Consider the following 13,501-nt stretch of genomic DNA (forward strand, 5'->3'; position numbering starts at 1 on the left):
GAGCGCCCCGCGCCAGGTCCTGCTGCTGCCCGAACGCCGGCGTTTCGCCGGCCAGCCCCTGTGCAAACCGGTAGCCCGCGCACTGGGCCGCGCCGACCGCCTGCCCGACGGCGAAGCCGGCGAATCCGCGCAGCTGCAGCGCTGGTTCGAGCTGCTGCCGCGTGGCTGGCCGATGGCCGCCATCACCCGCCAGCGTGACGCCGGCGACGCCGTGCTGCACAGCTGGCTGCGCGCCGATCCGGCCTACGTGCGTCCAGACATGACCGGCGCGCGCGTGCTGGCCGTGGGCGAACTGGGCCTGACGGCCGAAGAGGCGAAGGCGCTTTCCGACGCCCTGCGGCCGCTGTTCGGCGACACCGGTTTCCCGCTCTCGGCGCCGCATCCGGCGCGCTGGTACCTGGCGCTGCCGGTCGAGGCGAGGCTGCCCGCTTTCGCCGCGCCCGAAGCGGTGCTGGGCGACGACCTGTTCCTGCACCTGCCCGACGGCCCGGAAGGCCGGCGCTGGCGTGCGCTGCTCAACGAAGCCCAGGTGATCCTGCACAACCACCCGGTCAACGCCGCGCGCGTGGCCAGTGGCCGGGTGCCGGCCAACAGCCTGTGTTTCTGGGGTGCCGGCCGACTGCCCGACCAGGTGCAGGGCCGGCTGCGCACGGTGCATTCGGATGAAGCGCAGCTTGCCTCGCTGGCGGCGCTTGCCGCCGCCGGGCCACCGGGCGCCGAAGGCGAATTGATCGACCTGCGCGACAGCCGCGACTGGGCCGCCGTCGAAGCGACCCTGCTTGAACGCCTGGCCCGCCTGGATACCGCCGGCCTGGTTCTGGATTTCGCCGACGGCGCGGCCTGGTGGCTGCATCCGGGCCAGCGCTGGCGCCTGCTGCGCCCCGCGCTGGCCAGCCTGGCATGAGGCCACCGGCCACGCGCATCGTCCGGCGCGACGTTCCGGCGTTCGGCCCCTGGCCGGATTCCGTGCCGCCGGTGCTGCAGCGCATCTATGCGGCCCGCGGCGTGCTTACGCCCGCCGACGGCGAGCTCCGGCTGGCCCGCCTGCTGCCCCCGGACGCCCTGGGCCAGGTGGACCAGGCAGCGGCGATGCTTGCGGACGCGATAGGCAGCAATGCCCACGTAGTGGTGGTCGGTGACTTCGACTGCGACGGCCGGCGCTGGTGGAGGACCTGGTGGCGATGGCGCCCGACCTGCTGCTGACCGTGGACAGCGGCATCGCCTGCCACGCCGGCATCGCCGCCGCCAAGGCGCGCGGCTGGCGCGTGCTGGTCACCGACCACCATCTGCCGGGCGACACCCTGCCCGATGCCGACGTGATCGTGGACCCCAATCTCGGCGACGACAGCTTTCCCAGCAAGGCCCTGGCCGGCGTCGGCGTCGTCTTTTACCTGCTGCTGGCGCTGCGCCGGCACTTGCGCGAGGCCGGTGCCTTCACCGGCCCCGAGCCCGACCTGTCGGTGCTGCTCGACCTGGTGGCCGTGGGCACCGTGGCCGACCTGGTGCCGCTGGACTACAACAACCGCCTGCTGGTGTCGGCCGGCCTCAGGCGCCTGCGCAACGGCCAGGGCCAGCCCGGCCTGCGCGCGCTGATCGAACTGGCCAGGCGCGACGAAGCCAACCTGACGGCCTCCGACATCGGCTTCGCCATCGGGCCGCGGCTCAACGCCGCCGGCCGGCTCGAGGACATGGCCCTGGGCATCGAATGCCTGCTTTGCGACGACCCGCGCCGGGCCCGTGAGCTTGCCGAAGTGCTCGAGGGCATCAACGCTGAACGCAAGGACCTGCAGCAGCAGATGGTCGATACCGCCGAAGCCCTGGTGGCGAACCTGCCGCTGGGCGAGGGCGAGCTGCCGCCGGTGCTGTGCCTGCACGAACCCGACTGGCACCCGGGCGTGGTCGGCCTGGTGGCCTCGCGGCTCAAGGACCGGCTGCACCGGCCGGTGCTGGCCTTCGCGCCGGAAGAGCCCGGCAGCGACCGCCTGAAGGGCTCGGCGCGTTCGATCCCGGGCCTGCACCTGCGCGACGCGCTGGCGGCGGTGGACGCACGCCATCCCGGCCTGATCGAACGCTTCGGCGGCCACGCCATGGCCGCGGGCCTGAGCCTCGGGGCAGGGCAGTTGCCGGCCTTCCGGCAGGCCCTGGAAACCGTGGTCGCCGGCCTGGTCGACCCGGCCCAGCTGCGCGCCGAGCTGGCCAGCGACGGCGAACTGGACGCGGCCGACTTCAGCCGCGACCTTGCCGACCAGCTGCGCCTGGCCGGCCCCTGGGGCCAGGGGTTTCCGGAACCGGTCTTCGACGGCTGCTTCCGGGTGCAGTCCTGGCGCCGCGTCGGCGAACGCCATCTCAAGCTTGAACTGGCGCCCGATTCCGGTGGCGCAAAGCTGTCGGCCATCCACTTCGGCGGCTGGGCCGGCACCGCGCCGCCGCCGCGCCTGCGCCTGGCCTACCAGCTTGAACCCGACGACTGGAACGGCCGCCGCGGCGTGCAGCTGCTGGTGCGCCACCTCGAGCCCGCACCCGCCTAGGGCGGGTGTTATTATTTGCGGCCTTTCGTCCCCCAAATCGCGTAAATCCCATGGAACTCAATCCCATCCGCCAGCGCATCGCCGACCTCATTGGCCGGCTCGATTCGCTCAGGGGGTATCTTTGACTTCGACCTCAAGGTCGAACGTCTCGAAGAAGTAAACCGGGAGCTGGAAAGCCCCGACGTCTGGAACGATCCCGAACGCGCCCAGGCCCTGGGCCGTGAACGCGCCTCGCTTGAAAAGGTCGTCGACGGCATCCGCACGCTGACCGCCAGCCTCGAAGGCGGCGCCGAGCTGGTGGACCTGGCCGAAATGGAAGACGACGCCGACACCGTTGACTCGGTCGTCGAGGACGTGGAAAAAACCGCGCGCGAGGTCGAACAGCTCGAATTCCGCCGCATGTTCTCCGGCAAGATGGATTCGGCCAACGCCTTCGTCGACATCCAGGCCGGCGCCGGCGGCACCGAGGCCCAGGACTGGGCCGAAATGCTGCTGCGCATGTACCTGCGCTGGTGCGAATCGCGCGGCTGGAAGACCGAACTGATGGAAGTCAGCGGCGGCGACGTCGCCGGCATCAAGTCGGCCACCTTCCGCGTGGAGGGCGAATACGCCTACGGCTGGCTCAAGCTCGAGACCGGCGTGCACCGGCTGGTGCGCAAGTCGCCGTTCGACTCCGACAACCGCCGGCACACCAGCTTCACCTCGGTGTTCGTGTCGCCGGAAGTCGACGACAACATCGACATCACCATCAATCCCGCCGACCTGCGCACCGACGTCTATCGGTCGTCCGGCGCCGGCGGCCAGCACGTCAACAAGACCGAATCGGCGGTGCGAATCACCCACGAGCCCACCGGCATCGTGGTCGCCTGCCAGACCGGCCGCAGCCAGCACGCCAACCGCGACACCGCGATGAAGATGCTGGCCGCCAAGCTCTACGAGCTTGAGATCCAGAAACGCAACGCCGAAAAGGACGCGGTGGAAGCCACCAAGTCCGACATCGGCTGGGGCAGCCAGATCCGCAACTACGTGCTCGACCAGAGCCGCATCAAGGACCTGCGCACCGGCATCGAACGCTCCGACACCCAGAAGGTGCTCGACGGCGACCTGGATGAATTCATCGAAGCCAGCCTCAAGGCCGGCCTGGAAGTCGGCGCCAAGCGCTCCGACGCCTGAGAAACCAAGACCATGACCGACAAGCCCAGCCAGCCCGCGCCCGCCGCCGACGAAAACGCCCTGATCGCCGAACGCCGCGCCAAACTCGCCGCGCTGCGCGAAGCCGGCGGCGTCGCCTTCCCGAACGACTTCGTGCGCGCCGACTACGCCGGCGACCTGCAGGCCGAGTTCGCCGACAAGGACGCCTGGACCGCCGAGACCCTGGAAGCACTGGACCGCAGCGTCTCGGTCGCCGGCCGGCTGATGGCCAAGCGCGTGATGGGCAAGGCCAGCTTCGCCCAGATCCAGGACATGTCCGGCCGCATCCAGCTGTACCTGCAGGCTGCCGACCTGGGCGAGGCCTACGAGGCCTTCAAGGGCTGGGACGTGGGCGACATCGTGGCGGTGCAGGGCGGCCTTACCCGCACCCGCACCGGCGAACTGTCGGTCAAGGCGACTTCGCTGCGGCTGATGACCAAGTCGCTGCGGCCGCTGCCGGACAAGTTCCACGGCCTGGCCGACGTCGAGCAGCGCTACCGCATGCGCTACGTCGACCTGATCATGAACCCGGAGGCGCGCGAGGTGTTCGTGCAGCGCTCGCGAATCGTCTCGGCGATGCGTGCCTGGCTCGACGGCCGGCGTTTCCTGGAAGTGGAAACGCCGATGATGCATTACATCCCCGGCGGTGCCACGGCCAAGCCCTTCGCCACCCACCACAACGCGCTGGGCCTGGATCTTTACCTGCGCGTGGCGCCCGAGCTCTACCTCAAGCGGCTGGTGGTCGGCGGCATGGAGCGGGTGTACGAGATCAACCGCAACTTCCGCAACGAGGGCGTGTCCACCCGGCACAACCCCGAGTTCACCATGCTCGAGCTCTACGAGGCCTATGCCACCTACCACGAGGTGATGGACCTTACCGAAGAGCTGATCCGCGAAGTGGCGCTGCGCGTGCGCGACACCACGCACCTGGAATGGGAAGGCATGGCCATCGACCTTGGGCCGCCGTTCCGGCGCTGGTCGATGACCGAGGCCGTGCTCGAACACAACCCGGAAATCCGCCGCGAAGAGCTTCGCGACCTCGCCGCCATGCGTGCGCACTGCGCCCGCCTGGGCATCCGGGTCAAGGACGGCTATGGCTGGGGCAAGCTGCTGCTGGAAATCTTCGAAAAAACCGTCGAGCACACCCTGGTCCAGCCGACCTTCATCACCGACCATCCGGTCGAGGTGAGCCCGCTGGCGCGCGCCTCCGACAGCGACCCGGGCCTGACCGACCGCTTCGAGCTGTTCGTCGGCGGCCGCGAGATCGCCAACGGCTTTTCCGAGCTCAATGACCCCGAGGACCAGAAAGCGCGCTTCCTGGCCCAGGTCGAGGCCAAGGAGGGCGGCGACGACGAAGCCATGCATTTCGACGCCGATTACATCCGTGCCCTGGAGTACGGCATGGCCCCCACCGGCGGCCTGGGTATCGGCATCGACCGCCTGGTGATGCTGGTCACGGACTCGGCCTCGATCCGCGACGTCCTGCTTTTCCCGTACATGCGGCCAGAAGCGTAAGCAAGAATGTCCGGCAAGTGCTTGCCGGGCCTGAATTCCCGGGAGTAAGCTGGGCCGGAGCCGCGACCCGCGGCAATCACGGTGTGCGCACCCGGGAGCTTCACGTGAACGTACTGATCGTCGACGACCAACCCTCGCAGCGGACGATGTTCCGCCACCTGCTCGAAGACATCAGCCCGGAGGTGAAGGTCACCGACTTCGGCGACCCGGTCGAGGCCCTGCTGTGGTCACAGCGCAGCTCGCCCGACCTGCTGCTGCTCGACTACCGCATGCCCAAGCTCGACGGCCTGGAATTCGCCCGCCGTTTCCGCCGCCCGCTGTCGCACCGGGACGTGCCGATCATCCTGATCACCGTGGTCGGCGACGAACCCATCCGCAACGCCGCGCTCGAGGCCGGCGTCATCGATTTCCTGGTCAAGCCGGTGCGCCCGCGCGAACTGCGCTCGCGCTGCCGCAACCTGCTGGCCCTGCGCCAGCAGCAGCAGAACCTCAAGTCGCGCGCCCACGAACTCGAGCGCCAGTTGCTGGCGCGCATGCACGAGCTCGACGAGCGTGAGCGCGAGATCCTTCACCGCCTGGCCAAGGCCACCGCCTTCCGCGACGCCACCTCGGTGGCCAGCTTCGAACGCATGGCCCGCTACGCCGGCGTCATCGCCGAAGCCATGGGCCTGCCCGAAGACGAAGTGCGCATGATCGAACTGGCCGCGCCGCTGCACGACATCGGCAAGCTGGGCATCTCCGACGCCATCCTGCGCAAGCCGGGGCCGCTGGACGAGGCCGAGTTCGCCGAAGTGCGCCGGCACCCGCAGCTGGGCTTCGAATTGCTGTCCGACAGCTCCAGCAAGTTCGTGCAGACCGGCGCCACCATCGCCCTGGGCCACCAGGAACGCTGGGATGGCAGCGGCTATCCGTCCGGACTGGCCGGCGAAGACATCCCGCTGCCGGCGCGCATCGTCGCCGCCGCCGACGTGCTCGACGCGATGAGCTCCGACCGCCCCTGGCGGCCGGCGTTCTCCTTCCAGGAGGCCATGGACTTCGTGCGCGGCCACGCCGGCACGCTGTTCGACCCGGCCGTGGTCGATGCGCTGACGGCGCGACGCGAGCGCGTGCAGGAAATCCACGCGCTGCTGGCGCCGCGGCCGGCCGGCTGACCAGACCGCCGGCAGGCGACGCGCCGTGACCTCCTCCCTGCAGGCCCTGGCCGCCCGGTTCCGCAACCGGACCGACAGCGAGCACGGGCAGGCCCTTACCCGCGTCGTGGTGACCGCGGTCATCCTGGTCTACCTGCTGGGCGTCACCTCCACCTCGGAAGTCAGCAACGAACCGCTGCAGCTGGTCTTCCTGTTCTTCGCCATCGAGTTCGTGGTCGGCCTGGGCATCCTGGCCGGCATCGCGCTGCGTCCGGGCGTTTCGCATGCACGCCGGGTGCTGGGCATGTTCCTGGACTACGGCATGATGGGCGCGGCCATGCACGTGCTCGGCGAGTCGCTGGCGCCGGTGTACGTGGTGCTGATGTGGGTGACCATCGGCAACGGCCTGCGTTTCGGCGAACGTTACCTGGTGGCGGCCATCCTGATCGCCAGCGCCAGTTTCCTGGGCGTGCTGCTCAGCACGCCGTACTGGCAGCAGAACCAGATGCTGGGCTGGGGCCTGCTGCTGGGCCTGAGCGCCATCCCGGCCTACCTCACCTCGCTGCTGCGCGCCCTGACCCGCGCCACCGAAGAAGCCAAGCGCGCCAACGAAGCCAAGAGCCGCTTCCTGGCGAACATGAGCCACGAATTCCGGACGCCGCTCAACGGCATCGTCGGCATGTCGCAGCTGCTCAGCACCACGCGGCTGAGCAAGGAACAGCGCGAATGCACCGAAGTCATCCAGACCTCGGCGCGCGCGCTGCTGGCCCTGGTCGAGGACGTGCTGGACATCTCGGCCATCGAGGCCGGCAAGCTGCGCTTGAACGTCGAGGACTTCAGCCTGCGCGAACTGACGCGCGGCGTGCAGGTGATGCTGCAGCCCGCGGCCGCCGCCAAGGGCCTGGGCTTCACAGTGCAAGTGTCGGACCGGGTGCCCGACACGCTGCGCGGCGACGTCGACCACCTGCGCCAGATCCTGGTGAACCTGCTCAACAACGCCATCAAGTTCACCGACGTCGGCCGGGTCACCCTGGAGGTGGGGCCGGCGCCGCCGCGCAAGCGCGAGCTGGCAGAGGCGGGCAAGGGTGAACCACCGGAAATCATGCTGCGTTTCTCGGTGCGCGACACCGGCATCGGCATCCCGCTGGAGGCGCAGAAGCGCCTGTTCGAGGCCTTCGAACAGGTCGACACCGCCAAGACCCGCCGCCACGGCGGCACGGGCCTTGGCACCACCATTGCCAAGGGCCTGGCCGAAACCATGGGTGGCCGCCTTGGTTTCGAAAGCGAAGAAGGGCAGGGCTCGCACTTCTGGGTCGAGCTGCCCTATGAGCTGTCTTCGGCCGAAGCCGCCCGGTCGCTGCCGTCGCCGGCCAATGTCATTGCCTTCGACGATCCCTTCGTGCGCCATCGCGCGCGGGTCAAACCGCTGCACACACTCATCGCCGACGACCATGCGGCCAACCGCATGGTGCTGCGCCGCCTGCTGGAAAAAGCCGGGCACCACGTCGAAGAGGTCGAGACCGGCGACGAGGTGCTGCACCTGCTGACCGAACGGGACTTCGACGCGGTGCTGGTGGACCTGCACATGCCCGGCGTCAGCGGCCTGGACGTGATGCGCGAGGTGCGGGTGATGGAAGCGGGTGGCAAACACCGCACGCCCTTCCTGGTGCTCACGGCCGACGTCACGCCCGAAGCCATCCAGGCCTGTGAACAGGCGGGTGCGCGCGCGTTCCTGCCCAAACCCATCGTCGCAGGCCGGCTGCTCGAGGCCCTGGCCGAGGTGGCCCTGGGCGGCAGCGAGCCGACGGCGGCGTCAGAAACCGACGCGGCGTCCGCGGACGCGGTGGTGCTCGACGACACGGTGCTGGGCGAACTGGCCGAACTCAACCTGGGCAAGGACTTCGTCGCCAACTTCGTGCAGCAGTGCGTGCGCGACGCGCTGCGTTGCCTGGGTTCGCTGGAAACGGCCGGGCAGGCCGGCGACTGGGACGGGTTCCGCGACCATTGCCACGCGCTCAAAGGCGTCGCGGGCAACCTGGGCATGTCGCGGGTGGCGACGCTGGGTTACGAGATCATGCAGCTGCCGAACTGGCAGTTGGCCAAGGACTGGCGCGCGCGCGAACGCCTGCTGCGCGAGCAGTTCGAACTGGCCCGGGAGGCCCTCGCCCGGCTGCCCTCCCGGTCGGGAGGGCAGCGCTCGGACGACGCCTCGGGGTGAGCCCGGGGCCCCGGGCGCGTCAGAGGGCGGCGGCTAGCGAGGTGGCGGCGCCGGCTTCGCTGGCGCGACGCTCCTGCGCCCGGACCAGGCGTTCCATCGTGCGCAGGGACTTTTCGCCCAGCTGCAGCGCGGTGTCGACCCAGATCTCGGTGATGCGCATCAGCTCTTCCATGGTCACCGGCTGGGCGTATTCGCGGACGCGCTGCATGGCCAGGCGCGCGTGCGGCGCACGGCGATGGCCGCGCAGCAGGTCCTGGACCGCCTGCACGCCCTGGCCCTTGGGCACCACCAGGTCGACGATGCCCATGTCGTACATCTGTTCGCTGGTGTAAACAGTGCCGTCGAGCATCAGCTTTTCGGCCTGGGCCGGGCTGACCCGGCGGCAGAGGAAGGAATACGCGCCCATGCCCGGGAACAGGTCGAACAGCACCTCCGGGAAACCCATGCCAACGCCTTCCTCGGCGACGATGGTCTGGCAGGACAGGGCCAGTTCCAGGCCACCGCCCAGGGCGTCGCCCTGGACCAGGGCCACCGTGTCGACCCGGCCACCAAGCTGGGTGTGCAGGTGGTAGACACCTTCCACGCACATGCGGGCATACGCCAGCAGCGAGCTGCGGTCGCGTTCGCGGATGAGGCGGGCGAAGAGCTCAAGGTCTCCGCCCAGGTTGAAGGCGCTGGCGTCGGAGGTCACCACCAGGTGGTCGAGGCCGGGCTCGCGGCCATCGATGGCGGTCTGCTGGCTGCGCTGGCCGACACCGGCCAGGTAGTCACGCATGTCCTTCATCAGGTCCAGGGTGAAACAGGGGCGGCGGCGATTGCCGTCGTTGGCACGCTCGGCGTGCATGTACATCCAGCTGGTGCGCGTGCCCGGGTCTTCCTGGGTGCGCAGGGTGCGGTATGAGAAGGGGCGGGGATTGTGCAGTTCGACTACGGGGCTCATGGGCGTGTCCTCGGGGCTCGGGGCTCTGGAGCCGCCCGCATGGCACGTGGAACCGGGCGGCAGTTAAGGAACCGTTAGGGTTCCTGCGCCCGATTCTAGACCTCATTCAGCCCGGGTTGTAAACCGCCCCCCAACTGGTGTAGGGCGGCCCCCAAGGATCAGGCCCTGGCAGCCGAGTCCCTGAGCTCGCGGCGCAGGATCTTGCCGACGTTGGATTTGGGAAGTTCGTCACGGAATTCGACGTAACGCGGGAGCTTGTAGCCGGTGAGGTTTTCCTTGCAGAAGGCCTTCACCTGCTCGGCCGTCAGGGCCGGGTCCTTGCGCACGATCACCACTTTCACCGCCTCCCCGGACTTGTCGTCGGGCACGCCCACCGCGGCGACCTCGAGCACGCCCGGCATCAGCGCGATGACGTCCTCGACCTCGTTCGGGTACACGTTGAAACCCGAGACCAGGATCATGTCCTTCTTGCGGTCGACGATGAAGAAGAAACCCTGCGGGTCCATCTTGGCCATGTCGCCGGTGTGCAGCCAGCCGTCGGCGTCGATCACCTTGGCGGTTTCCTCGGGGCGCTGCCAATAGCCGGCCATCACCTGCGGACCGCGGATGCACAGCTCGCCGACTTCGTTGACCGGCAGCATCTTGCCCTCGTCGTCCTTGATGCAGGCATCGGTGGACGGGATCGGCAGGCCGATCGAGCCGTTGTACTCGGGCAGGTCCATGGGATTGATGCAGGCGGCCGGCGAGGTTTCAGTAAGGCCGTAGGCCTCGACCAGGGTGATGCCGGTGGCCTTTTTCCAGCGCTCGGCAACCGCGCGCTGCACGGCCATGCCGCCGCCCAGGGTGAGGTGCAGGCGCGAGAAATCGATCTTGTCGAAGCCGGGCGTGTTGAGCAGGCCGTTGAACAGGGTGTTCACGCCGGTGATGGCGGTGAACGGGATCTGGCGCAGTTCCTTCACGAAGCCGGGCATGTCGCGCGGGTTGGTGATCAGGTAGTTGAGCCCGCCGAACTTCATGAAGACCAGGCAGTTCGCCGTCAGTGCGAAGATATGGTAGAGCGGCAGCGCGGTGACGATGACTTCCTTGCCCATCGTCGCGTTGGTGCCGATCCAGATCGACGACTGCTGCATGTTCGCCACCAGGTTGCGGTGGGTCAGCATGGCGCCCTTGGCGACGCCGGTGGTGCCGCCGGTGTACTGCAGGAAGGCGATGTCTTCCCCGCGCAGGTCGATGGCCGGCAGGGTCTTGCCCACGCCCCTGGCCAGCGCATCGGTGAAACGCACGTGGCCGGGCAGGCGGTATTCGGGCACCTGCTTCTTGACGTGGCGCAGCACGAAATTGACCAGCGGGCCCTTGGGGAAACCGAGCATGTCGCCAACGCCGGTGACGATCACCTGCTTGAGCGGTGTGTCGGCGACCACTTCCTCGACCACGTGGGCGAAGTTCTCGAGCACGACGATGGCGCTGGCGCCCGAGTCGGTAAGCTGGTGGCGCAGTTCGCGCGCCGTGTACATGGGGTTGGTGTTGACTACCGTCAGCCCCGCGCGCAGCACGCCGAAGATGGCGATGGGGTACTGCAGGATGTTGGGCATCATCAGGGCGACGCGGTCGCCCTTCTTGAGCTTGAGCTCGTGCAGGAGGTAGTTTGCAAACCGGGTGCTGAGTTCATCGACCTCGGCATAGGTGAGTTTCTTGCCGAAGTTGGCGAAGGCCGGGTTGTCGCGATAGAGGCGACAGGTTTCCTCCAGCACCGAAACGATGGAGGCGTACTGTTCCAGGTCGACCTCCGGACCGATGCCCTTCGGATAGTTGGCCAGCCAAGGACGTTCGAAACCCATGCACTTCCCCTCGATTCCCGATGACTGCACTCCCCGCACGGCGCATCTTGCGCCTGAACGGAATTGGAGTATTCGCTCGATTGGAGCATACCGTCGGGGGCCAGGCAAGGCGCGCAGCGTATGGTTTCGCGCGGTCTTCACGGCCCTGGCCCTGGCGCTGCTGACGCTGGCCGCGGGCTGTGCCAGGACGCCGCCGGAACAGGCCCTGCGCGAGACGATCGCGGCCATGGAGGCGGCGGCCGAGGCGCGCGACAGCGACGCGCTGGTGGAAAATTTCGCGGACGATTTCGCCGGCCCGGGCGAGATGGACCGCGACCGCTTCCGGCGCTACCTGGCGCTGCTGTGGCTGCGCAACCGGCAGGTGGGGGTGACCCTGGGGCCGCTGGAGGTTGAACTGGTCGGGCCGGACCGGGCGCGCGTGAACTTCACCGCGGCAGCCCGGGGCGGCACGGGCTGGATGCCCGAACGGGCCGAGGTCTACCAGGTGAAAACCGGCTGGCGCCTGGAAGACGACGAGTGGAAGCTGATCTCCGCGGACTGGGAATAATTCTCGCGTTGGAAAGCCAAAAGTAAACGGCCCGCTTGCGCGGGCCGTTCGTTCGGGGCTCAAGCCCCTCGCACCGGTGGTTGGCGCGATCAGGCGGCCTTGCGGGCCGCCAGCTGGCGCAGCACGAAGTGCAGGATGCCGCCGTGGCGGAAGTATTCGACTTCCTTCGGGGTCAGCAGCAGCACCTGCACCTGGAAGCGGATCTCGGTGCCGTCCGGGCGCGTGGCCACCACCGTGGCCTGGCGGGCCTTGCCGTCGTCCAGGCCGGTGATCTGCACCACCTCGTCGCCCTTGAGGCCAAGCGTCTGCGCGTTCTGGCCGTCCAGGAACTGGCAGGGCAGCACGCCCATGCCGACCAGGTTCGAACGGTGGATGCGCTCGAAGGTTTCCGCAACCACCGCCTTCACGCCCAGCAGGTTCGTGCCCTTGGCCGCCCAGTCACGCGACGAGCCGGTGCCGTATTCCTTGCCCGCGAACACCACCAGCGGCACGCCCTCGGCCTTGTACTTCATGGCCGCGTCGTAGATCGGCATCTTTTCGCCCGACGGGTAGTGGATGGTGTTGCCGCCTTCTTCGCCGCCCAGCATCAGGTTCTTGATGCGGATGTTGGCGAAGGTGCCGCGCACCATCACGTCGTCGTTGCCGCGGCGCGAGCCGTAGCTGTTGAAGTCGGCCGGCTGCACGCCGCGACCCTGCAGGAACTTGCCGGCCGGCGAGCTGGCCTTGATGTTGCCGGCCGGGCTGATGTGGTCGGTGGTGATCGAGTCGCCGAACAGGCCCATCACGCGCGCGCCGTGGATGTCGGCGATGGAGCCGACGTCCATCTTCATGCCGTCGAAGTAGGGCGGGTTCTTGATGTAGGTGGAGGCCTCGTCCCAGGCGAACTTGGCGCCGTCCGGGGACTGGATTTCATTCCAGCGGCTGTCGCCGGCGAAGACGTTGGCGTAGTTGGCCTTGAACATTTCCGGGCCGACCGTGCGCGCGATGAAGTCGCCGATTTCCTTGTTGCTGGGCCAGATGTCCTTGAGGAACACCGGCTTGCCGTCGCTGCCCGTGCCCAGCGGCTCGGTGCTCAGGTCGATGTCGACGGTGCCGGCGATGGCGTAGGCCACCACCAGCGGCGGCGAAGCCAGGTAGTTCATCTTCACTTCCGAGTGCACGCGGCCCTCGAAGTTGCGGTTGCCTGAAAGCACCGAGGTGGCGACCAGGTCGTTCTCGGCGATCGCCTTGGAGACTTCTTCCGGCAGCGGGCCGGAGTTGCCGATGCAGGTGGTGCAGCCGTAGCCGACCACGTAGAAGCCCAGCTTCTCGAGGTCGTCGAGCAGGCCGGCCTTCTTCAGGTAGTCGGTGACCACCAGCGAGCCCGGGCCGAGCGAGGTCTTCACCCACGGGGCGGCCTTGAGGCCCTTGGCCGCGGCGTTGCGCGCCAGCAGGCCGGCGCCAAGCATCACCGCCGGGTTGGAGGTGTTGGTGCAGGAGGTGATGGCGGCGATGACCACCGAGCCGTCGGTGATCTCGACGTCCTGGTCCTGGATGCGCAGCTTCGACACCGGGCGCGCGGCCAGGTGGTCGGCCTGCGGCTGGTGGCCGCCTT

General features: G+C 68.5%; 9 protein-coding genes and 1 pseudogene. 7 read left to right on the forward strand and 3 right to left on the reverse strand.

Annotation, left to right across the window (positions count from 1 at the left end; translation table 11 throughout):
* The first annotated feature begins 25 nt into the window (after positions 1–25).
* From AACZ35_RS07450 to AACZ35_RS07475, 6 genes and pseudogenes are all read left to right on the forward strand, one after another.
* The gene (locus AACZ35_RS07450) at positions 26–904 is read left to right on the forward strand and encodes a phosphoglycerate mutase (protein ID WP_339827795.1); all 879 of its coding nucleotides are present in this window, start codon (positions 26–28) and stop codon (positions 902–904) included.
* Positions 901–2,528: pseudogene (locus AACZ35_RS07455) on the forward strand (DHHA1 domain-containing protein). Before AACZ35_RS07450 ends, AACZ35_RS07455 begins: the two are co-directional and overlap by 4 nt.
* Before the next feature lie 50 nt (positions 2,529–2,578).
* Positions 2,579–3,701 (forward strand): peptide chain release factor 2 gene (gene prfB / locus AACZ35_RS07460; protein ID WP_188662294.1). Its coding sequence is split into 2 segments (ribosomal slippage): positions 2,579–2,650 and positions 2,652–3,701, totalling 1,122 coding nucleotides; the frame shifts between segments, so codons are not numbered across the junction.
* A 12-nt stretch (positions 3,702–3,713) separates the two neighbouring features.
* Positions 3,714–5,234, forward strand: a complete 1,521-nt coding sequence (gene lysS, locus AACZ35_RS07465; protein ID WP_339827779.1) for a lysine--tRNA ligase — start codon at positions 3,714–3,716, stop codon at positions 5,232–5,234.
* A gap of 83 nt (positions 5,235–5,317) precedes the next feature.
* Positions 5,318–6,385, forward strand: coding sequence for an HD domain-containing phosphohydrolase (locus AACZ35_RS07470; protein WP_339827781.1), 1,068 nt, complete (start codon positions 5,318–5,320; stop codon positions 6,383–6,385).
* Positions 6,386–6,410: 25 nt separating this feature from the next.
* A complete protein-coding gene (locus AACZ35_RS07475) occupies positions 6,411–8,582 on the forward strand; it encodes an ATP-binding protein (RefSeq protein ID WP_339827783.1) in 2,172 nt (723 codons plus the stop codon).
* Between the two features lie 19 nt (positions 8,583–8,601).
* Here AACZ35_RS07475 and AACZ35_RS07480 read toward each other — a convergent pair whose 3' ends face one another.
* Positions 8,602–9,522 carry a crotonase/enoyl-CoA hydratase family protein gene (locus AACZ35_RS07480; protein ID WP_339827785.1) on the reverse strand — a complete coding sequence of 307 codons (921 nt, stop codon included), beginning with the start codon at positions 9,520–9,522 and terminating at the stop codon, positions 8,602–8,604.
* Between the two features lie 158 nt (positions 9,523–9,680).
* Positions 9,681–11,360 carry a long-chain fatty acid--CoA ligase gene (locus tag AACZ35_RS07485; protein ID WP_339827788.1) on the reverse strand — a complete coding sequence of 560 codons (1,680 nt, stop codon included), beginning with the start codon at positions 11,358–11,360 and terminating at the stop codon, positions 9,681–9,683.
* Here AACZ35_RS07485 and AACZ35_RS07490 point away from each other — a divergent pair.
* A complete protein-coding gene (locus AACZ35_RS07490; RefSeq protein ID WP_339827790.1) occupies positions 11,359–11,907 on the forward strand; it encodes a nuclear transport factor 2 family protein in 549 nt (182 codons plus the stop codon). The genes AACZ35_RS07485 and AACZ35_RS07490 overlap by 2 nt on opposite strands.
* 89 nt (positions 11,908–11,996) lie before the next feature.
* On the opposite strand, the gene acnA is transcribed toward AACZ35_RS07490, so the two are convergent.
* Positions 11,997–13,501, reverse strand: a 1,505-nt coding sequence (acnA, locus tag AACZ35_RS07495; protein WP_339827793.1) for an aconitate hydratase AcnA, incomplete at its 5' end; no start/stop codon positions are given.

Source organism: uncultured Arenimonas sp. (assembly GCF_963976025.1).
In the GTDB taxonomy this organism is placed as follows: Bacteria; Pseudomonadota; Gammaproteobacteria; order Xanthomonadales; family Xanthomonadaceae; genus Arenimonas.